Below are 18,774 nucleotides of genomic sequence, written 5' to 3'. Positions count from 1 at the left end.
CCGAAGCTGTATGTACACGTGCCGTTCCAGAACAGTTCAACGACCACTGTAGTGCCCGGGCGCCCCGTCGGACCCCGCTGATCCGTCGATGAACCATGCGGCACTTGCGTAAAACCCCCGGATTCGCGCTTTGCTGTGCCGGGCCGCCATCGCCATCCACCGCCTCCCGAGCCGCGGGCAAAACGACCATCGGCCTCCGCAACGGTACCGGGCCGCGCGCCGCCGCCAAATGGCCGGAGCGACGGTGGAATCCAACCGTTATCCCCGCTGCGGCCCATTTGCCCAAGCCAACGAGCTACGGTCGATCGGTCCCGTCCGGGGCGGTGCGCCGCCCCGCCACGGCATTTGCGAAGCTAGCCGACGCGGGCGATGGCCGGCGGCGCCAAAAGATAGGCGCGCGACGCCCGCCAAGCTGCTTGAATACTGTTGGAACCGGTCGATGAGCATTAAGGAGCCGCCACGCGCGGCGGGCGCGCGGGACATTACCGCGCGAAAGGTTGCAGGAGGGTTGGTGACGATGCGCATGACGTCCGACGAGCCCGGCAGCAACGCCTCACCCAAGCCGGCGCCGCGTCCGGGACCGCGTCCCGGACCGCGGCCTCCGGCCCCGGGGCCGCGACCCGCCCACCACCCGCTGGCCGCGCACCCGGCCAGCGATCCACACCGGTTCGGACGCGTCGACGACGACGGCACCGTCTGGCTGATCAGTTCGGCCGGCGAGCGCATCGTCGGCTCCTGGCAGGCCGGCGACCGCGAGGCCGCCTTTACCCACTTCGGCCGGCGCTTCGATGACCTGAGCACCGAGGTCACCCTCATGGAGGAACGGCTGGCATCGGGGACCGGGGACGCCCGCAAGATCAGGGCCCACGCGTCCGCGCTGTCCGAGACGTTGCCGACCGCGAGCGTCCTGGGTGACGTCGACGCGCTGGCGGGCCGGCTGGCCGGCCTGCTCGAGCGCGTGGACGCGATCATCGCCGAAGGGCGCTCCAAGCGTGAGGAGCATCGGGCCGCCCAGACCGCCCGCAAGGAGGCCCTGGCCGCCGAGGCCGAGGACCTGGCCGCCAACGCGACGCAGTGGAAGACCGCGGGCGACCGGCTGCGGGCAATCCTCGACGAGTGGAAGACGATCAGCGGCCTGGACCGAAAAGTCGACGACGCGTTGTGGAAGCGCTATTCGGCGGCGCGGGACACCTTCAACCGGCGGCGCGGATCCCATTTCGCCGAGCTGGACCGGGAGCGGTCGGGCATCCGGCAGTCCAAGCAACGGCTCTGCGAGCGCGCCGAGGAATTGTCCGATTCGACGGACTGGACCGCCACCAGCGCCGAATTCCGGAAGCTGCTCACCGAGTGGAAGGCGGCCGGGCGTGCGACGAGGGACGTCGACGATTCCCTCTGGCGCCGCTTCAAGGCTGCCCAGGACTGCTTCTTCTCGGCCCGCAACGCCGCGACGGCCGAGAAGGACGCCGAGTTTCGGGCCAACGCCACCGCCAAGGAGGCGCTGCTGGCCGAAGCGGAAAAGATCGACACCGGCAATATCGATGCGGCCCGGGCGGCGCTGCGGTCCATCGCCGACAAGTGGGACGCGATCGGAAAGGTGCCGCGGGAACGCTCCGCCGAGCTGGAGCGGCGCCTGCGCGCGGTCGAGAAGAAGCTGCGCGACGCCGGCGACGCGGACTGGTCCGATCCGCAGGCGCAGGCCCGCGCCGAGCAGTTCCGGACGCGCGCCGAGCAGTACGAGCAGCAGGCCCAGAAGGCGGCGGCGGCCGGCCGGACCAGGGAGGCCGACGAGGCCAGGGCCAACGCGGAACAGTGGCGGCAGTGGGCCGAGGCGGCCGCCGAGGCGCTGACGCGCAGGCCCTAGTCCGCGGGCTTCGGCGGCGTCCCGCCCTCCGGATCGTCGAGGGTGTCCAGCAGCGTCATCGACTGCTGCTGGGCGGCGACCCGGCGCCGCTGCTCCTCGGCGGCCAGTTGCACGACGGTGCGCGACCAGACCAGGCGGGCCCAGTGAAACGTCAACGCCATCACGGTGATCCACGCGACGATCAGCCCCACACCCGGTCCGGGATGCCCGGCGGCCACGGTCTGGCGCGACCAGACGGCCAGCAGCCCGGCCCCGGACGCGATCCCCGAACCCGCCAGCGCAACCCAGGCCAGCGCCCAGCGCCGCGTCATCAGCGCCAGCATCGAGAAGCCCACGCCGAACACCAGCGCCAGCCAGGCGAACACGCGCGACGGCAGGGCCACCGCGGCCGCGCCGGCGCCGTGGCTGGAAAACAGCACATCCCATCCGCGCACATAACCGGTGTGCGGCAAGATGAAGGAACCCAGCAGCACGAACACCAGGATGGCGACCACCAAAGCCCTTGGGCCGGGTTCGATCTCGCCCGCCACGCGGCGTTCCGCCGCGTCGATTTCGGTCCGTAACGCGTCGATGTCGGTGTGTTCTTTCTTCATCGGGCACATCCCAGGGGTTCTAGCGGGTCGGTGGCCGGCCCGACGGCCGGCATGCCAAGGCCGATCGTGCGCGGGCGCCGCCCGGCGGCGTGCGCGTCCCCGGCCCGCGTGCGGCGGTGGGTGAGGATCCCCGCGTCGGCGATGAGGTGGTGCGGCGCGGCCCCGGTGACCGCCGTGGTGACGATGTCGCCCGGCCGCACCCGATCGTTCGAGGCGAAGTGCACCAGTCGGCCGTCGCGCGCGCGTCCGGTCATGCGTGCCGTGCGGGCGTCCTTGCGTCCTTCACCGGCGGCGACCAGCAATTCGACGGTCCGCCCGATCAGCGCACGGTTGCCCTCCAGCGAGATCTGCTCCTGCACCTCGACGAGCCGCTCGTAGCGGTCCTGCACGACGGCTTTCGGTAGCTGCCCATCGAATTGGGCTGCGGGGGTGCCGGGCCGCTTGGAGTACTGGAAGGTGAACGCCGCCGCGAAGCGGGCCTGCCGCACGACGTCGAGGGTGGCGGCGAAGTCCTCTTCGGTCTCGCCGGGGAATCCGACGATCAGGTCGGTGGTGATTGCCGCGTGCGGCATTCCCGCCCGGACCCGCTCGATGATGCCCAGATAACGCTCGGCGCGGTACGAGCGCCGCATCGCGCGCAGCACCCGGTCGGATCCCGACTGCATCGGCATGTGCAGGGCCGGGCAGACATTCGGCGTCTGCGCCATCGCCTCGATGACGTCGTCGGTGAACTCGGCCGGGTGCGGCGAGGTGAACCGCACGCGTTCCAGTCCGTCGATGCGCCCGCAGGCCCGCAGCAACTCGGCGAAGGCGCCGCGATCGCGGGACAGCGCGGGGTCCGCGAAGGAAACCCCGTAGGCGTTGACGTTCTGGCCCAGCAGGGTGACTTCGAGCACGCCGTCGTCCACCAGCGATTCCACCTCGGCCACGATGTCGGCCGGGCTGCGGTCGACCTCCTTGCCGCGCAGCGAAGGCACGATGCAGAAGGTGCAGCTGTTGTTGCAGCCGACGGAAACGGAAACCCAAGCGGCGTAAGCGGATTCGCGGGCAGTCGGCAGTGACGACGGGAACTGCTGCAGCGTTTCGGCGATTTCGACCTGCGCGACCCTGTTGTGCCGGGCGCGGTCGAGCAGCGTCGGCAGCGATCCGATGTTGTGCGTGCCGAAGACGACGTCGACCCACGGGGCCTTGCGCAGCAGCGCGTCCCGGTCTTTCTGGGCCAGGCACCCGCCGACCGCGATCTGCATGTCGGGGTTGCCGCGCTTGCGCGGGGCCAGGTGGCTGAGGTTGCCGTACAGCTTGTTGTCGGCGTTCTCCCGGACGGCGCAGGTGTTGAAGACCACCACGTCGGCGTCTCCAAAATCTGAGTCGTCGGCGGCGCGCCGGTAACCGGCCGCTTCCAGCAGCCCCGCCAACCGCTCGGAGTCGTGGACGTTCATCTGGCAGCCGTAGGTGCGCACCTGGTAGGTGCGCACCGGAGCCACCATCGAAGTCACGGGGCCATGGTACGGCGACCGGGGCTTACGGGATTAACCCGCAGCTAGACGCGCCGGCGGTCCCGTTCGGCGGCCAGCTCGGCGAGCACTATCTCGCACGCCAGGTTCTGGCTGTACCCACGGCGCGCCAGCATCCCCACCAGCCTGCGACTCACCCGCGCGTCGTCTTTGCTGTCCTCGCTCAGCGCCTCCCGCCGCAGCTTGGTCCGCACCAGCTGCTCGGCGCGGTCTCGCTCGGCACCGGCGTCGATCCCGCCCAGCACCGCGGTGATCACGTCGTTGTCGACACCCTTGGTGTGCAACTCGGCGGCCAGGGCGCGCTTGCTCTTGCCGGCTTTCGCCCGCCGGGACGCCACCCACTGTTCGGCGAACCCGGCGTCGTCGACGAGGCCGACGGCGGCCAGCCGGTCGAGCACCCGCTCCCGGACGTCGTCGGGGTAGCCACGTTTGGACAGCTGGCCGGACAGCTCGGCGCGGGTGCGCGATCTCGCGGTGAGCAGGCGCAGGCACAGCGCCCGCGCCTGCTCTTCGCGGGAGGGCTCAGAAATCGACGGGGGCGGGCAGGACGTCATCAGCGGTCACCACTGCGCCAATGCCAAGCTTTTCCTTGATCTTCTTCTCGATCTCGTTGCCGATATCGGCGTTCTCCATCAAGAAGTTCCGGGCGTTCTCCTTGCCCTGGCCCAGCTGTTCGCCCTCGTAGGTGAACCAGGAACCGGATTTGCGGATGAAGCCCTGGTCCACGCCCATGTCGATCAGCGAACCCTCCCTGCTGATGCCCCTGCCGTAGAGGATGTCGAACTCGGCCTGTTTGAAGGGCGGCGCGACCTTGTTCTTGACAACCTTGACCCGGGTGCGGTTACCGACCGCATCGGTGCCGTCCTTGAGCGTCTCGATCCGGCGCACATCCAGGCGCACCGACGCGTAGAACTTTAAAGCCTTTCCACCCGTGGTGGTTTCCGGACTGCCGAACATCACGCCGATCTTCTCGCGTAGCTGGTTGATGAAGATTGCCGTTGTCCCCGAATTGCTCAGGGCGCCAGTCATTTTCCGCAGCGCCTGACTCATCAGCCGAGCCTGCAGCCCGACGTGGCTGTCCCCCATCTCGCCTTCGAGCTCCGCGCGTGGCACCAGGGCGGCCACCGAGTCGATGACCAGAATGTCGAGCGCGCCGGAGCGGATCAGCATGTCGGCGATCTCCAGCGCCTGCTCCCCGGTGTCGGGTTGGCTGACCAGCAGCGAGTCGGTGTCGACGCCGAGTTTCTTGGCGTAATCCGGGTCCAGGGCGTGCTCGGCGTCGATGAATGCCGCGACGCCGCCGGCGGCCTGGGCGTTCGCCACCGCGTGCAGCGCGACGGTGGTCTTACCCGAGGACTCCGGGCCGTAGATCTCCACCACCCGCCCACGTGGCAGGCCGCCGATGCCCAGGGCCACGTCCAGTGCGATGGATCCGGTCGGGATGATCGAGATCGGCTGGCGCATCTCGTCGCCGAGACGCATCACCGAGCCTTTGCCGTAGTTCTTTTCGATCTGGGCCATCGCCAGTTCGAGAGCCTTCTCGCGGTCGGGGGCTTGCGTCATGGTGCCTCTTCCTATCGTCGTTGTGTTCGGTGACCGGTATCGGTCGGTTGGCCGTGACACTAGGCGCGGGGTCCGACAAGTCGATTCCTCCGAACGCTCACCACAGTAGCCGAACACCTGTTCGATTCAAGAGGACACGCCGGGCACGGCAACGGCGTGTGGCAACATTTGCTACCGAACGGCGCTGACGGGGCTGAAACAGCCTGCTAAAACCCGAGGAAACCGGTGCGAATCCGGTGCGGTCCCGCCACTGTGATCGGGGACGGACACGTCCCGACCCGAGAGCCAGATACTCACCGTCGGCGCTTCCTCACGACAACTGGGGCGGATTTCCCCACAAGAGGATTGGGTAGCGCATACATGAACATGCGAGACATCTCTACCGAGCTGGCCGAAATATCTTCCTACAAAGGGTTTTTCACGCTCACAGTCGGCGGCGACGCGGCGGGGTGGCATCCGGTCAAGCAGTCCTACGCCGACGGCTGCGCCGATTTGATCGACGCGACCGTCCGGAGGTACCACACATCGGACTTGCGGATCGCCGCCTCGCTGGTTCATCTCGGCCACGCCACCCGGTTGTGGTCGCCCGTGCTGGCGTGCGCGCTGGGCCACGGCGTGGTCCCCGATCTCAAGCACCTGCAACGCGCCGACGACGGGGCGCAGCTGCGCATGCCCGAGCCCGTCGGCAGGGCCGTCGGCCCCCCTTCGGCGGACCTGTTGTACCGCCTCGTGGTGCAACGACACATGGAACCGCTCGCCGCCGGCCTGCGGGTCAAGCTGGCGCCCGCCCTGCTGGCGGGCAACATCGCGTCCGCGCTCGTCGGGGCGTCGCGGGCTCTGCTCACGGCGCGACCCGACCTGCGCGGCGCGATCGTCGCGATCACCAACTCGCTGCTGGACACCGGCACGCTGGCCGGGTCCGGGCTGATCGCCGGCTCGCAGCTCGACTTCCGGCGGCACAGCTGCTGCCTGTTCTACCGCGTCCCCGGCCGGTCCATTTGCGGCGATTGCGTGTTTCGCCGGGCACGGCGATCGAACCGGAGATGAGTGTGCGTCCACGGCCTCGGGTGTGCGTCCAGGGCGGGAAAAACGCCCGGATCGTGCCACCACGGCACACGCAGCGCCCCAGCGCACACCGAAACCCGCGAAAGGTCCCGGGCCCGCCTCACCACTGATCGCGCGGCACGTCGAAGTCGACGCACAGCGCGCGCCAGACGTCGCGAGGCTCGATCCCGTCGTCGATCGCCTGGGCGGCGGTGCGGCCGCCGAAGCCGGCCAGCACGTGATCTACCAGCACCGACGCGCCGTACGTGGCGCCAAATCGCAGCACAACCCGCTCGTTGAACTCCGTCAGCCGCACGCCAGCCAACATACCCAGCCCGCTACCCCGCGAGCGCCAGCGCTTGGTGGCACACCCGCACCGGGTCGTCGACGTCGGCGATGCCGGCGGCGGCCTGTTTCGCGGCGTCCCGGTAGCCGGGCGTCGACAGCACCTCGCCCACGGCGGCCACCAGCGCGTCGGCGGTCAGCGGCCGAATCAGCCGTCCGCTCCCCTGGCGTTCCACCCGGTTGGCCATCTCCCACTGGTCCCCGCCGCCGGGAACCATCACCAGCGGCACGCCGGCCAGCAGCGTCTTGGCCACGATCCCGTGACCCCCGCCGCAGATCATCAGGTCGGCGTGAGTCAACAGATCCGACTGGCGCCCCAGCCCGGCCACCGCGTACGGCGGCAGCCTCAGCTCCGCCCCGCCCAGCCGCGAGACGACCAGGCGCGATCCCGCCGGCAGCGTCTCCCCGGGTATCAGGCACTCCAGCGCGGCTTCGGCCAGGCCCAACGTCCCGGTCAACGCGGTCGACGGCGCGACCACCACCACGGGCCCGGGGCCGGGCGGGACCTCCAGCACCCGATCGGTCGGCTCGAAGTGCAACGGCCCGACGACGGCGGCCTTCTCCGGCCAGTCCGGGCGCGGCACCTCCAGGGCGGGCAGCGTGGCGATGAGGCGCCGCAGCGGCCCCGGGTCGACGGCTGGCAGCCCGATCTCGAGCCGGGCGGCCGCGCGCTGCTTGATGCCGGCGCGCCACGACCGCCCCGTCAGCGCCCGCATGGTCACATCCCGCAACCGGCCGCGGAAGCCGGTACCCGGCGCCAGCCCGCTGCCTATCGGCGGCAACCCCTTCGACGGTAGGTACAGCGGATGGGGGTTGAGCTCGATCCACGGGATGCCCAGCAGCTCGGCGGCCATCCCGCCGCCCGCGGTGATGACGTCCGAGACCACCAGGTCGGGCGCCAGCTCGCGCAGCGCCGGGACGTTGAGCACGGCCATCCGCGCCGCGCGCCGGTGGATTCGGGCCCCGGCGTCGACGTCCTCGTCGGTGGCCGCCAGCCCGTCCAACTCGGCGGCGTCAACGCCGGCGGCGCGCGCGGCGCCGGTCCATTCGGCGCCGGTGAACAGGATGGGCTCATCGCCGGCCTCGCCGAAGCGCTGGCACAGCGCGATCGCGGGGAACGAGTGCCCGGGATCCGGCCCGGCGACCACGGCGATGCGCATCGGCACCTACCCTGCCACAGCGCCCGATCGCGACGCACAGCCCCGTTTCAAATAGGCTGGCATCCATGACCGAGCTGACTGGCACAGGCGTTGCGAACACCCGCACGGTCGAGGGTTTCCTGAACGCGCTTCAAGATTCGGACTTGGACACCGCCGAGGCGGCGCTGGACGACAACCTCGTCTACGAGAACGTCGGGTTGCCGACGATCCACGGCCGCCACAGGGCGATGCAGCTGTTCCGCATGATGGAGGGCCGGGGAGCCTTCGAGGTGAAGATCCACCGCGTGGCCGCCGACGGCGCCGCGGTGCTCACCGAACGCACCGACGCGCTGATCGTCGGCCCGCTGCGGCTGCAGTTCTGGGTTTGCGGCGTGTTCGAGGTGCACAACGGGCGAATCACGCTGTGGCGGGACTACTTTGACTTCTTCGACATGTTCAAGGCGACCCTACGTGGCGTGGTCGCGCTGATCGTGCCCTCGCTCAAAGCTTCGTTTTAGCGGTTCGGCGATGAAGAGCAACACGGCCCGCACGACGCCGAACGCCTGGCAATTCGTCCGGTATTGCGCCGGGGCGCGGCTGCCCGACTCGATGCGCGATTGGGTGCGGCGCGACCTGGCCGGCAAGGGCGCCACCCGCCGGATGATGCTTCGCGTCGCGGTTCCGGCCGTCCTGGTGCTGGCGCCGTTCTGGCTGATCCCGACGACGCTGGACGTCCACCTGAGCATGACGCTGCCGATTCTCATTCCGTTCGTCTACTTCTCGCACGCGCTCAACAAGGTGTGGCGCCGTCACATGCTGGCCGTGCACGACCTGGACCCCGAGCTCGTCGACGAACTCACCCGCCGGCGCGACGCCCACATCCACCAGGCGTACATCGAACGCTACGGGCCGCGGCCCGAAGCCACCCCGCCGCGCGCCCCCGACACCGACTAGCGCCGAGGCAACCCGCCCAGCTCGTCGAAGGCCTGCGCCCAGCCGAGCAGGCGATCGGTGGCCCCGACCAACTCGGCGCGGTAGCGCTGCTGCGCGTCCCCCGGCGCGGCCCCCGCGTCGCCGTTCGCCGAGGACACCAATTGCGCTGCGGCGGTGACCATTTCGTTGTACTGGCGCACGCCGGCACTCAACTGCGCGGTGAACGCGTTGATGGTGGGCACCAGATACGACCGCGACGACTCGGCATATTGCGCCGCCCGCTCCATCGACACCACCTCGGCGGCGGTGGCCGCCATCGCGGCCGAGGTCTTGCCGGCCGCGGCGGTCAGGTCACGGATCTCATCCGCCGGCAGCATGGAACCACGCTCGATCACGCCCAACAGCGAGAAGAACCCGCGTTCGGAGGCGCCCAGCGCGTACATCGCGGGCCGGGCGGCGGAACCGGGCGGCGGCAGCCGGCGGGTGTCGGAGGGCCGCTGCGCCGGCAGCGGCTCGGACCGCAGCCAGCGGTAGCGGAGCAGCAACAGTGTCGCCGGAATCGCCATCACGACGGCGATGGCGCCGGTGATCTGCAGCAGCAACACGAACCAGCCCCACGCCGCGAGCACCGCCGTCACCGCCATCCAGAACAGGCACCCGACGCCGAATATCAGGCCCCACCGCAGCGCCCGGCGGCGGCGACGCAGCAGCCGCGCCCGCGGATCCGCGGCGGCGCTGATCTTTTTGGCCACCAGGTCGGAAACGTCGGCGGCGGTGTCCAATCCGCGCTGCAACACCGCGCGCCACGGCCCGCGCTGCGTCGCTTTCACCGCCATCGCGAACCGTCCGCGAAGTTACTGACCAAGGGGCTTCTCGGCGACTTGGCCACCGGTGGTCTCGGCGGGCGCGGGAGTCGCCGGGGCGGCCCCGGGAGTGGCGGGCGTCCCGCCCGCGGGCAGGGCGTCACCGCGCATCGACGCGCGGATCTGCTCGAGCCGGGAATGGCCGGCCATCTGAACACCGGCCTGCTCGACCTCGAGCATGCGGCCCTGTACGGAACCCTGTGCGAGTTCGGCCGAACCGATCGCGTTGGCGTAGCGGCGCTCGATCTTCTCGCGGACCTCGTCGAGGTTCGGCGTGGTGCCCGGAGCGGCGAGGTCGCTCATCGACCGCAGCGACGCGCTGACCTGTTCCTGCATCTTCGCCTGTTCGAGCTGGCTGAGCAGCTTGGTGCGCTCGGCGATCTTCTGCTGCAGGACCATCGAGTTCTGTTCGACGGCCTTCTTGGCCTGGGCGGCGGCGGACAGCGCCTGGTCGTGCAGCGTCTTGAGGTCTTCGACGCTCTGCTCGGCGGTCACCAGCTGCGCCGCGAACGCCTCGGCGGCGTTGTTGTACTCGGTGGCCTTGGCGGAATCGCCCGCGCCCGTGACCTGGTCGGCGAGCGTCAGCGCCTGACGCACGTTGACCTGCAACTTTTCGATGTCCGCCAGCTGCCGGTTGAGCCGCATCTCGAGTTGGCGCTGGTTGCCGATCACCTGCGCAGCCTGCTGGGTCAGGGCTTGATGTTGGCGCTGGGCCTCCTCGATGGCCTGCTGGATCTGCACTTTCGGGTCGGCGTGCTCGTCAATCTTGGCGTTGAACAGCGCCATGAGGTATTTCCACGCCTTGACGAACGGATTGGCCATCAGTCAGCTCCACCTTCGCTTATCGTTTGCCGGGCAAGCGCCCTGCCGCTCAATTTAACGGGTCGGCGACGATCGCCCCACCCCTGGCGCAGGATCGGATCGTCCGGGCGCTCAGGCCACGGCCAGCGAAGCCACCGGCGGAATGACGACCTTGGTGCTGGCGTCGATGGTGGTTCCGCTTGCCCCGCCGGGCGGCGCGCTGTAGGCCGCGCGTTCCTCGCCCGCCATCCGCTCCCCGGCGCCGGTCAAAACCGCCGACAACGGCACCTCGAGCGCATAGCAGATCGCGTTGAGCAGCTCGCTGGACGGCTCCTTGCGGCCGCGCTCCACCTCCGACAGATATCCGAGGCTCACCCGCGCCGAATCCGATACCTCGCGCAGCGTCCGGCCCTGTGACGTCCTGGCCCGGCGCAACACGTCGCCGATGACCTCGCGCATCAATGGCGGCATCCCGCTCTCCTTCGTCCAGTCAGCCCTGCTCAGCACGTAATCGACCCAATTCAGCAGGCGCTCATTAGGCTCAACGCCGGCGGCGGTGGCCTGGTTCCCGTTCAGCCGCTCGTCTGCCGAACTTGCCGGACGGTCCTGATGGTCCCGACCACGTAGTCGACGCCGGTGACCACCGTGAGCAGGATCGCGATGCCCATCACCACGGCCGCCACCACCCGGAACGGTCCCGCCAACGGCAGCACGAACAGGCCGATCGCCACCGCCTGGACCACGGTCTTGAGTTTGCCGCCCCAACTTGCCGGAATGACGCCGCGGCGTATCACCGCCAGCCGCAGCAGCGTGACCACCACCTCGCGAGCCATGATCACCACCGTGACCCACCACGGCAGGTCCCTCAGCATCGACAGGCCGATCAGCGCCGATCCGATCAGGGCCTTGTCCGCGATCGGGTCGACGAACGCGCCGAATTCGGTCGCCATTCCGTAGTTTCGGGCCAGCAGACCGTCGAACCGGTCGGTGAGGCAGGCGACGGCGAAAATGACGAAAGCGACTATGCGCCCGACGATTTGGTGGCCATCCCCGGTGAACAAGGCGAGCAGGAAAACGGGGACCAGCACCAGCCGCAAGAGGGTCAGGATGTTGGCGAGGTTGGCGATGCGGGCACGGCCCGGCGGTCCCGTTAGCGGACCCGTTTCAGGCTGTGCCGACACGGCAACAGAATAGCGGTTGACCAGCGCGCCCATCGCCGTTGCCGATACTGTTACCCGTGACCGATAGCTCAGGCGACTACCTGCCCGTGGTCCGGCGCGCGCGAACGTCCGACATTCCCGCGATCAAACAGCTCGTCGACACCTATGCCGGACGCATCCTGCTGGAAAAGAACCTCGTGACCCTGTACGAAGCCGTCCAGGAATTCTGGGTGGCCGAGTACGAGAGCAGGGTGGTCGGCTGCGGGGCGCTGCACGTGCTGTGGTCCGACCTCGGCGAGATCCGCACCGTCGCCGTCGACCCGGCGGTGACCGGCCACGGCATCGGCCACACGATCGTCAACCGGCTGTTGGAGGTCGCGCGCGAACTGCAGCTGCAGCGGCTGTTCGTGCTGACGTTCGAGACCGAGTTCTTCGCCCGGCACGGGTTCAGCGAGATCGAGGGAACGCCCGTCACCGCCGAGGTGTACGAGGAGATGTGCCGCTCCTACGACATCGGTGTCGCCGAATTCCTGGACCTGAGCTACGTCAAGCCCAACATCCTGGGCAACTCCCGGATGCTGCTGGTGCTCTAGGCGCTAGTCGTCGGTCGCGTCGTCTGACCCGGCCAGGCCCCGGATCGCGGCCAGCGTCGCGGCCAGCTCGTCGGGCTTGACCAGCACCTCGCGCGCCTTGGAGCCCTCGCTGGGCCCGACGATGCCGCGGGTCTCCATCAGGTCCATCAGCCGGCCCGCCTTGGCGAAGCCGACGCGCAGTTTGCGCTGCAGCATCGAGGTGGAGCCGAATTGACTGGACACCACCAGCTCGACGGCCTGCAGGAACACGTCCATGTCGTCACCGATGTCGGGGTCGACGTCGGCGCGTTCGCCGGTGGGCTTGGCGGTGGTGACGCCGTCGGTGTATTCGGGTTCGGCCTGGTCCTTGCAGGCGTTGACGACGGCGTGGATCTCATCGTCGGTGATGAAGGCGCCCTGCAGCCGGACGGTCTTGCTGGCGCCCATCGGCAGGAACAGGGCGTCGCCCATGCCGATGAGCTTCTCCGCGCCGGCCTGGTCCAGGATCACCCGGCTGTCGATCAGCGACGACGTCGCGAACGCCAGCCGGGACGGCACGTTGGTCTTGATCAGGCCGGTGACGACGTCCACCGACGGGCGCTGGGTGGCCAGCACCAGGTGGATGCCCGCGGCGCGGGCCTTCTGGGTGATCCGCACGATGGCGTCCTCGACGTCGCGCGGCGCGGTCATCATCAGGTCGGCCAGCTCGTCGACGATCGCCACGACGTAGGGGTAGGGCCGGTATTCGCGCTGGCTGCCCAGCGGGGCCGTGATGGCGCCGGATCGCACCTTCTCGTTGAAGTCGTCGATGTGGCGCACCCGGGAGGCCTGCATGTCCTGGTAGCGCTGCTCCATCTCCTCGACCAGCCAGGCCAGCGCGGCCGCCGCCTTCTTCGGCTGGGTGATGATCGGGGTGATCAGGTGCGGAATGCCTTCGTACGGCGTCAGTTCCACCATCTTCGGGTCGATGAGGATCATCCTGACCTCTTCCGGGGTGGCCCGGGTCAGCAGCGACACCAGCATGGAGTTCACGAAGCTGGACTTGCCGGATCCGGTGGAGCCGGCGACCAGCAGGTGCGGCATCTTGGCCAGGTTGGCCGAGATGAAGTCCCCCTCGATGTCCTTGCCCAGGCCGATCAACAGTGGGTGGTGGTCGCGGCGGGTCGACGACGCGGTGAGCACGTCGGCGAGCCGCACCATCTCCCGGTCGGTGTTGGGCACCTCGATGCCGACGGCGGACTTGCCGGGGATCGGGGCCAGCATCCGGACGCTCTCGGTGGCCACGGCGTAGGCGATATTCTTCTGCAGCGCGGTGATCTTCTCCACCTTGACGCCGGGTCCCAGCTCGACCTCGTAGCGGGTGACGGTGGGCCCGCGCGTGCAGCCGGTGACGGCGGCGTCGACCTTGAACTGGTTGAGCACCTCGCTGATGGCGTCGGCCATGAGATTGTTGGCGGCGCTGCGCTTCTTGGGCGGGTCGCCGGCGACCAGCAGGCTCAGCGACGGCAGGTTGTAGGGTCCCTCGACCACCCGGTCCAGGATCTGGGTTTCCCGCTTTTTGGCGCGACGGCGGCTTCGCCCGGGTTCCGGGATGGTGGGAGAGTCGTCCGCGATCGGTTCGTCGAGGGCGGCCTGCGCGGCGGCGGCCGACGGCCACGCCTGCGGCACTTCTTCCGGGGACTCGTCGTAGTAGCCGTCGGAGAAGTCGTCGCGGTGTTGGTTGTCGTCGTCGAACTCGTCCGCGTAGTCGTAAGCGACGTCGTCATCGTCGACCAGCCGGGCGCCGAACAGGGCGCGCACCACGTCGGGCACCTCGCGGATCGTGGTCCCGGTGAGCAACAGCAGCCCGAACATGAAGCCGATGAACAACAGCGGCGCGGCGATCCAGGGCGTCAGCCCGTCCGACAGCGGCCCGCCGATGGCGAAGCCGATGAATCCGGCCGCGCGGCGCCGCAATTCGGGGTCTTCCGGCGAACCCGACCACAGGTGTCGCAGGGCGAGCGCCGACAGGGCGATCAGGCTGCCGCCCAGGACCAGCCGCGGCCGCGCATCCGGGTTGGGCTGGGTCCGCATCAGCACCACCGCCACCGCGGCGGTGACCACCGGCAGGGCCAGCACGGCCGAGCCGATGAAGGTCCGCAACACCGTGTCCACCCAGGCGCCGACGGGCCGGGCGGCGTCGAACCACGAGCTCGCGGCGACCACGACGGAAAGGCCGAGCAGCACCAGCGCGATCCCGTCGCGGCGGTGTCCGGGATCGATGTCGCGGGCCCGCCCGATGGACCGCGCGGCGCCGCCGGTGCCCCGGGCGGCCATCAGCCAGGTGGCGCGCATGGCCCGGCCGCAGGTCAGCCCGGTGGCGACCAGCAGCGAATGGTTGCGGCGTTTGGCGGGCCTGCTGGCCCTCTTGCGGGGCGCTGCCGGTCGCGCAGTTCGGGACCTACCCCGCGAAGTGGCCTTTGACCTGCTCGTTCGGGTTCCGGAGCGGGCGGCGGTCTTACTGGGCATGAAGGCAAGGGTAGTCGCAAATGCCTCATCTACACCACCCGCCACACGGGTGACCGTCGCCCGGCGGGCGATGCGGTTGACCGGGCCTGAGTAGGGTGGACAAGCGGTGAACATCCCGCAATAAGAGTCATGCCGTCACCCACCCCTGAAGCGCCCAGGAGGCCCTAGCATGCCCGTCGTCGTCGTCGCCACCATGACCGTCAAACCCGAATCGGTCGACACCGTCCGCGACATCCTGACCAACGCGGTTGCAGAAGTCCACGACGAGCCGGGCTGCCAGCTGTACTCGCTGCACCAAACCGGCGAAACCTTCGTGTTCGTCGAGCAATGGGCCGACGAAGAAGCGCTCAAGGTGCACAGCACCGCCCCGGCGATCACCAAGTTGTTCACGGCGGCCGGCGAGCACCTCGCCGGGGCGCCGGACATCAAGATGCTGCAGCCGATTTCCGCGGGCGATCCGGGCAAGGGCCGGCTGCGCGCATGAGTGGCGTGTCCCCAGGTGGCCCCCGAGGGGGCCCATTGGAAGGGAAAGTCGCGTTCATCACCGGGGCCGCACGCGGCCAGGGCCGCGCACACGCGGTGCGCCTGGCCGCCGACGGCGCGAGCGTGATCGCGGTCGACCTGTGCGAGCAGATCGCCAGCGTCCCCTATCCCCTGGCCACCCCGGACGACCTGGCGGCCACCGTGAAGCTCGTCGAGGACACCGGCGCCCGCATCGTGGCCAAGCAGGGCGACGTCCGCGATCGGCACTCGCTCGCCGCCGCGCTGCAGGCCGGCCTCGACGAGTTCGGTCGGCTGGACATCGTCGTCGCCAATGCCGGTATCGCGCCGATGCAATCCGGTGACGACGGCTGGCGCGACGTCATCGACGTCAACCTCACCGGCGTCTACAATACGATCAAGGTCGCGATACCGACCATGGTCAAGCAAGGCAGCGGCGGGTCGATCGTGTTGATCAGTTCGGCCGCCGGACTGGCCGGTGTGGGCAGTCCCGATGCCGGCTCCGTCGGCTATGCGGCCGCCAAGCACGGCGTAGTGGGGTTGATGCGGATATACGCGAATCTGCTTGCAGCTCAAAATATCCGGGTCAACTCGATCCATCCAACCGGCGTCGAAACCCCAATGATCAACAACGAGTTCACTCGAGAGTGGCTGGCCAAGATGGCCGCCCAGACCGACCAGCCGCGCAGCTTGGGCAATGCGCTGCCGGTGGAAGTGCTGCAGGCCGAAGACATCGCCAACGCGGTGGCGTGGCTGGTGTCCGACCAGGCCCGCTACATCACCGGCGTCACCTTGCCCGTCGACGCGGGCTTTTTGAACAAGTAGTAGCTCATGGCGCGAAATCCCGTGGCGCAGACCGCATTTGGCCCAATGGTGTTGGCGGCCGTCGAACACAACGAGCCGCCCGGGCGCCGTCTGGTGGACGACGACCTGGCGGAACTGTTCTTGCCGGCACCGATGCGTTTGCTTGCCGGCGCGACGCGCTGGGGCCCGGCCCGCCGCCTGATGATTCGCGCGTCGGAGCTCACCGGCCCCGGGCTGTGGGCAAATCTGGCCTGCCGCAAGCGCTTCATCGACGACAAGCTCGAAGAGGCGCTCGATCAAATCGACGCGGTGGTGATCCTCGGGGCCGGCCTGGACACCCTCTCCTACCGGCTGACACGGCGGGTCCGGCTCCCGGTCTTCGAGGTGGACCTGCCGGTCAACATCGCGCGGAAGGTCAAGACGGTGCGCCGGGTGCTCGGCGAGCTGCCGCTGTCGGTTCGGTTGGTGGCGTTGGACTTCGAGCGCGACGACCTACTCACTTCGCTGGCCGAGCACGGCTATCGCACCGACTACCGGGCCTTCTTCATCTGCGAGGGCGTGACCCAATACCTCACCGAAGACGGTGTCCGGCGAACGCTGGAGGGACTGCGCGCGGCCGCGCCGGGCAGCAGGTTCGTGTTCACCTATGTCCGCCGGGACTTCATCGACGGCAGCAATCGGTATGGCACCCGGACGCTGTATCGCAACGTCCGCGAGCGTCACCAGCTATGGCATTTCGGCCTGCAGCCCGAGGAGGTCGCCGGGTTCATCGGAGAGTACGGCTGGCGGCTGGCGGAGCAGGCCGGCCCCGACGACCTCGTGCAGCGCTACGTGCGGCCCGCCGGGCGCAAACTCGAGGCCTCACAGCTGGAATGGTCGGCGTACGCGGAGAAAACCTAGACCTCGATGACCGTCGGCACGATCATCGGCTGCCGGCGATAGGTGTCGCCGACCCACTTACCGACCGTGCGGCGCACGCCCTGGGCGATTCGGACGGGATCCGTCACGTTGTCGGCGGCCAGCTGCTCCAGCTCCGCCTCGACCTTGCGCACGGCCGGCTCGAGCGCCTTGGCGTCTTCGGAGAACCCGCGCGAAAGCAGTTGCGGCACAGCGGCCGGACGCCCGGTGCCCCGCTGCACCACCACGATCACCGCGACGAAGCCCGACGACAGGATGAGCCGCTCCCCCAGGGTGATGTCGCCGACGTCGCCGGTGATCAGCCCGTCGACGAACATCTTGCCCACCGGCACGGCCCCGGCAATGGAGGCCTTGCCGGCCATCAGGTCGACGCTGACGCCGTTCTCCGCCAACAGGATTGAGTCCTCGGGCACCCCGGCGCGCACCGCCAGCTTGGCGTTGGCGCGCAGCATCCGCCAGGTGCCGTGGACCGGCATCACGTTGCGCGGCCGCACCCCGTTGTAGAGGAAGAGCAGCTCGCCCGCGTACGCGTGACCGGAAACGTGCACGCGCACTTGCTGGTTGGTGACGACACGGGCCCCGATCTTGGCCAGCTCATCGATGACGCCGAACACCGCTTCCTCGTTGCCGGGTATCAGCGAAGACGACAAGATCACCAGATCCTCCGACGTCAGCGTGATGCTGCGGTGCTCGCCGCGCGACATCCGGGACAGCGCCGACATCGGCTCGCCCTGGGTGCCCGTGGTGATCAACACCACCCGTTCGGGCGCCATCATCTCGGCCGCGGAGATGTCGAGGAGGTCGGAGTCGTCGATGCGCAGGAAACCCAGTTCCCGGGCGATGCCCATGTTGCGCACCATGGAGCGCCCGACGAACGACACCCGGCGGCCCAATGCCACTGCGGCATCGATGATCTGCTGCACCCGGTCGACATTGGAGGCGAAGCACGCCACGATCACGCGGCCGTCGGCGCCCCGGATCAGCCGGTGCAAAGTCGGGCCCACCTCGCTTTCCGAAGGCCCGACACCGGGGATCTCGGAATTCGTCGAGTCGCACAGCAACAGGTCCACGCCCGCGTCGCCCAGCCGGGACATGCCGGGCAGGTCGGTGGGCCGCCCGTCGAGCGGAAGCTGGTCGAGCTTGATGTCGCCGGTGTGCAGCACGGTTCCAGCGCCCGTGTGGACGGCGATGGCCAGCGCATCGGGGATGGAGTGGTTGACGGCGAAGTATTGGCACTGGAAGACGCCGTGCGTGCTGCGCTGCCCCTCGGTGACCTCGACGAAGACCGGCTTGATGCGGTGCTCGCGGCATTTGGCGGCGACCAGCGCCAAGGTGAACTTCGAGCCGACGACCGGGATGTCGGGGCGCAACTTGAGCAGGAAGGGGATCGCCCCGATGTGGTCCTCGTGCGCGTGGGTCAGCACCAGCGCCTCGACGTCGTCGAGCCGGTCCTCGATGTGGCGCAGGTCCGGCAGGATCAGGTCGACGCCGGGCTCGTCGTGGGTGGGGAACATCACCCCGCAGTCGATGATCAGCAGCCGGCCCAGGTGCTCGAAAACCGTCATGTTGCGGCCGATTTCGCTGATGCCGCCCAGCGCGGTGACCCGCATCCCGCCCGGAGTCAGAGGACCCGGTGGGGCGAGGTCTACATCCAC

Annotated in this window: 20 protein-coding genes and 1 riboswitch; of the genes, 8 read left to right on the top strand and 12 right to left on the bottom strand. The window is 69.1% G+C overall.

The window, feature by feature from the left end; all coding sequences use genetic code 11:
• Positions 1–523: 523 nt before the first annotated feature.
• Positions 524–1,861: a DUF349 domain-containing protein gene (locus JWP83_RS30705; RefSeq protein ID WP_297739254.1), complete on the top strand. Its 1,338-nt coding sequence runs from the start codon at positions 524–526 to the stop codon at positions 1,859–1,861.
• Here the strand turns inward: JWP83_RS30705 and JWP83_RS30700 are convergent.
• Genes JWP83_RS30700 through recA form a run of 4 tightly spaced genes read right to left on the bottom strand, consistent with a single transcriptional unit; the run spans position 1,858 to position 5,531 of the window.
• Entirely contained in the window at positions 1,858–2,463 is a 606-nt protein-coding gene (locus JWP83_RS30700) for a hypothetical protein (RefSeq protein ID WP_297739236.1), read from the bottom strand. The genes JWP83_RS30705 and JWP83_RS30700 overlap by 4 nt on opposite strands.
• Positions 2,451–3,941 carry a tRNA (N6-isopentenyl adenosine(37)-C2)-methylthiotransferase MiaB gene (miaB, locus tag JWP83_RS30695; protein WP_297739250.1) on the bottom strand — a complete coding sequence of 497 codons (1,491 nt, stop codon included), beginning with the start codon at positions 3,939–3,941 and terminating at the stop codon, positions 2,451–2,453. Before miaB ends, JWP83_RS30700 begins: the two co-directional genes overlap by 13 nt.
• A 53-nt stretch (positions 3,942–3,994) precedes the next feature.
• Entirely contained in the window at positions 3,995–4,525 is a 531-nt protein-coding gene (gene recX, locus JWP83_RS30690; protein ID WP_297739247.1) for a recombination regulator RecX, read from the bottom strand.
• The gene (gene recA / locus JWP83_RS30685) at positions 4,491–5,531 is read right to left on the bottom strand and encodes a recombinase RecA (RefSeq protein WP_297739233.1); all 1,041 of its coding nucleotides are present in this window, start codon (positions 5,529–5,531) and stop codon (positions 4,491–4,493) included. Before recA ends, recX begins: the two co-directional genes overlap by 35 nt.
• 171 nt (positions 5,532–5,702) lie before the next feature.
• A riboswitch (cobalamin riboswitch) is annotated at positions 5,703–5,847 on the top strand.
• Between the two features lie 44 nt (positions 5,848–5,891).
• On the opposite strand from recA, the gene JWP83_RS30680 reads away from it, so the two are divergent.
• Complete coding sequence (locus tag JWP83_RS30680; protein WP_297739230.1) at positions 5,892–6,578, top strand: (2Fe-2S)-binding protein; 687 nt, start codon at positions 5,892–5,894, stop codon at positions 6,576–6,578.
• Between the two features lie 118 nt (positions 6,579–6,696).
• On the opposite strand, the gene JWP83_RS30675 is transcribed toward JWP83_RS30680, so the two are convergent.
• A complete protein-coding gene (locus JWP83_RS30675) occupies positions 6,697–6,903 on the bottom strand; it encodes a DUF3046 domain-containing protein (RefSeq protein WP_297739227.1) in 207 nt (68 codons plus the stop codon).
• A 10-nt stretch (positions 6,904–6,913) separates the two neighbouring features.
• A complete protein-coding gene (locus tag JWP83_RS30670) occupies positions 6,914–8,080 on the bottom strand; it encodes a nucleotide disphospho-sugar-binding domain-containing protein (protein WP_297739224.1) in 1,167 nt (388 codons plus the stop codon).
• Between the two features lie 65 nt (positions 8,081–8,145).
• Between JWP83_RS30670 and JWP83_RS30665 the strand changes: the two genes are divergently transcribed.
• Both JWP83_RS30665 and JWP83_RS30660 read left to right on the top strand, forming a co-directional pair.
• Positions 8,146–8,577, top strand: coding sequence for a limonene-1,2-epoxide hydrolase (locus JWP83_RS30665; protein ID WP_297739221.1), 432 nt, complete (start codon positions 8,146–8,148; stop codon positions 8,575–8,577).
• Between the two features lie 10 nt (positions 8,578–8,587).
• Complete coding sequence (locus JWP83_RS30660; protein ID WP_297739218.1) at positions 8,588–9,013, top strand: DUF5313 domain-containing protein; 426 nt, start codon at positions 8,588–8,590, stop codon at positions 9,011–9,013.
• On the opposite strand, the gene JWP83_RS30655 is transcribed toward JWP83_RS30660, so the two are convergent.
• From JWP83_RS30655 to pgsA, 4 genes are all read right to left on the bottom strand, one after another.
• Positions 9,010–9,828 carry a hypothetical protein gene (locus JWP83_RS30655; protein ID WP_297739215.1) on the bottom strand — a complete coding sequence of 273 codons (819 nt, stop codon included), beginning with the start codon at positions 9,826–9,828 and terminating at the stop codon, positions 9,010–9,012. The two genes, JWP83_RS30660 and JWP83_RS30655, sit on opposite strands and share 4 nt — an antisense overlap.
• Positions 9,829–9,846: 18 nt before the next feature.
• Entirely contained in the window at positions 9,847–10,677 is an 831-nt protein-coding gene (gene pspA / locus JWP83_RS30650; RefSeq protein WP_297739212.1) for a phage shock protein PspA, read from the bottom strand.
• 111 nt (positions 10,678–10,788) lie between these two features.
• The gene (gene clgR, locus JWP83_RS30645; RefSeq protein ID WP_297739209.1) at positions 10,789–11,127 is read right to left on the bottom strand and encodes a transcriptional regulator ClgR; all 339 of its coding nucleotides are present in this window, start codon (positions 11,125–11,127) and stop codon (positions 10,789–10,791) included.
• Between the two features lie 101 nt (positions 11,128–11,228).
• Positions 11,229–11,837, bottom strand: coding sequence for a CDP-diacylglycerol--glycerol-3-phosphate 3-phosphatidyltransferase (gene pgsA / locus JWP83_RS30640; RefSeq protein ID WP_297739206.1), 609 nt, complete (start codon positions 11,835–11,837; stop codon positions 11,229–11,231).
• Between the two features lie 56 nt (positions 11,838–11,893).
• Here pgsA and JWP83_RS30635 point away from each other — a divergent pair, with 56 nt between their 5' ends.
• A complete protein-coding gene (locus JWP83_RS30635) occupies positions 11,894–12,409 on the top strand; it encodes an amino-acid N-acetyltransferase (RefSeq protein ID WP_297739203.1) in 516 nt (171 codons plus the stop codon).
• A gap of 3 nt (positions 12,410–12,412) precedes the next feature.
• On the opposite strand, the gene JWP83_RS30630 is transcribed toward JWP83_RS30635, so the two are convergent.
• The gene (locus tag JWP83_RS30630; protein ID WP_297739200.1) at positions 12,413–15,010 is read right to left on the bottom strand and encodes a DNA translocase FtsK; all 2,598 of its coding nucleotides are present in this window, start codon (positions 15,008–15,010) and stop codon (positions 12,413–12,415) included.
• 55 nt (positions 15,011–15,065) lie between these two features.
• Here JWP83_RS30630 and JWP83_RS30625 point away from each other — a divergent pair, with 55 nt between their 5' ends.
• From JWP83_RS30625 to JWP83_RS30615, 3 genes are read left to right on the top strand one after another with little or no spacing between them, the layout of a single operon-like run.
• Entirely contained in the window at positions 15,066–15,380 is a 315-nt protein-coding gene (locus JWP83_RS30625) for a putative quinol monooxygenase (RefSeq protein ID WP_297739197.1), read from the top strand.
• Positions 15,377–16,222: a mycofactocin-coupled SDR family oxidoreductase gene (locus JWP83_RS30620; protein WP_297739195.1), complete on the top strand. Its 846-nt coding sequence runs from the start codon at positions 15,377–15,379 to the stop codon at positions 16,220–16,222. Before JWP83_RS30625 ends, JWP83_RS30620 begins: the two co-directional genes overlap by 4 nt.
• A gap of 6 nt (positions 16,223–16,228) precedes the next feature.
• Complete coding sequence (locus JWP83_RS30615) at positions 16,229–17,101, top strand: SAM-dependent methyltransferase (RefSeq protein ID WP_297739192.1); 873 nt, start codon at positions 16,229–16,231, stop codon at positions 17,099–17,101.
• Here JWP83_RS30615 and JWP83_RS30610 read toward each other — a convergent pair.
• Positions 17,098–18,774, bottom strand: a complete 1,677-nt coding sequence (locus JWP83_RS30610) for a ribonuclease J (protein ID WP_297739189.1) — start codon at positions 18,772–18,774, stop codon at positions 17,098–17,100. The genes JWP83_RS30615 and JWP83_RS30610 overlap by 4 nt on opposite strands.

It is taken from the genome of Mycobacterium sp., assembly GCF_025965855.1.
Classification (GTDB): domain Bacteria; phylum Actinomycetota; class Actinomycetes; order Mycobacteriales; family Mycobacteriaceae; genus Mycobacterium.
Note: the sequence above shows the minus strand (reverse complement) of the source record. Positions and strands in the feature narration are given on the sequence as shown.

What these genes read in the sequence shown, in the direction of transcription:
- JWP83_RS30705 (WP_297739254.1), top strand. Translation starts at nt 524, where the DNA reads ATGACGTCCGACGAGCCCGGCAGCAACGCCTCACCCAAGCCGGCGCCG.
- JWP83_RS30700 (WP_297739236.1), bottom strand. Translation starts at nt 2,463, where the DNA reads ATGTGCCCGATGAAGAAAGAACACACCGACATCGACGCGTTACGGACC.
- miaB (WP_297739250.1), bottom strand. Translation starts at nt 3,941, where the DNA reads ATGGTGGCTCCGGTGCGCACCTACCAGGTGCGCACCTACGGCTGCCAG.
- recA (WP_297739233.1), bottom strand. Translation starts at nt 5,531, where the DNA reads ATGACGCAAGCCCCCGACCGCGAGAAGGCTCTCGAACTGGCGATGGCC.
- JWP83_RS30680 (WP_297739230.1), top strand. Translation starts at nt 5,892, where the DNA reads ATGAACATGCGAGACATCTCTACCGAGCTGGCCGAAATATCTTCCTAC.
- JWP83_RS30675 (WP_297739227.1), bottom strand. Translation starts at nt 6,903, where the DNA reads ATGTTGGCTGGCGTGCGGCTGACGGAGTTCAACGAGCGGGTTGTGCTG.
- JWP83_RS30670 (WP_297739224.1), bottom strand. Translation starts at nt 8,080, where the DNA reads ATGCGCATCGCCGTGGTCGCCGGGCCGGATCCCGGGCACTCGTTCCCC.
- JWP83_RS30665 (WP_297739221.1), top strand. Translation starts at nt 8,146, where the DNA reads ATGACCGAGCTGACTGGCACAGGCGTTGCGAACACCCGCACGGTCGAG.
- JWP83_RS30660 (WP_297739218.1), top strand. Translation starts at nt 8,588, where the DNA reads ATGAAGAGCAACACGGCCCGCACGACGCCGAACGCCTGGCAATTCGTC.
- JWP83_RS30655 (WP_297739215.1), bottom strand. Translation starts at nt 9,828, where the DNA reads ATGGCGGTGAAAGCGACGCAGCGCGGGCCGTGGCGCGCGGTGTTGCAG.
- pspA (WP_297739212.1), bottom strand. Translation starts at nt 10,677, where the DNA reads ATGGCCAATCCGTTCGTCAAGGCGTGGAAATACCTCATGGCGCTGTTC.
- clgR (WP_297739209.1), bottom strand. Translation starts at nt 11,127, where the DNA reads ATGCCGCCATTGATGCGCGAGGTCATCGGCGACGTGTTGCGCCGGGCC.
- JWP83_RS30630 (WP_297739200.1), bottom strand. Translation starts at nt 15,010, where the DNA reads ATGTTCACCGCTTGTCCACCCTACTCAGGCCCGGTCAACCGCATCGCC.
- JWP83_RS30625 (WP_297739197.1), top strand. Translation starts at nt 15,066, where the DNA reads ATGCCCGTCGTCGTCGTCGCCACCATGACCGTCAAACCCGAATCGGTC.
- JWP83_RS30620 (WP_297739195.1), top strand. Translation starts at nt 15,377, where the DNA reads ATGAGTGGCGTGTCCCCAGGTGGCCCCCGAGGGGGCCCATTGGAAGGG.
- JWP83_RS30615 (WP_297739192.1), top strand. Translation starts at nt 16,229, where the DNA reads ATGGCGCGAAATCCCGTGGCGCAGACCGCATTTGGCCCAATGGTGTTG.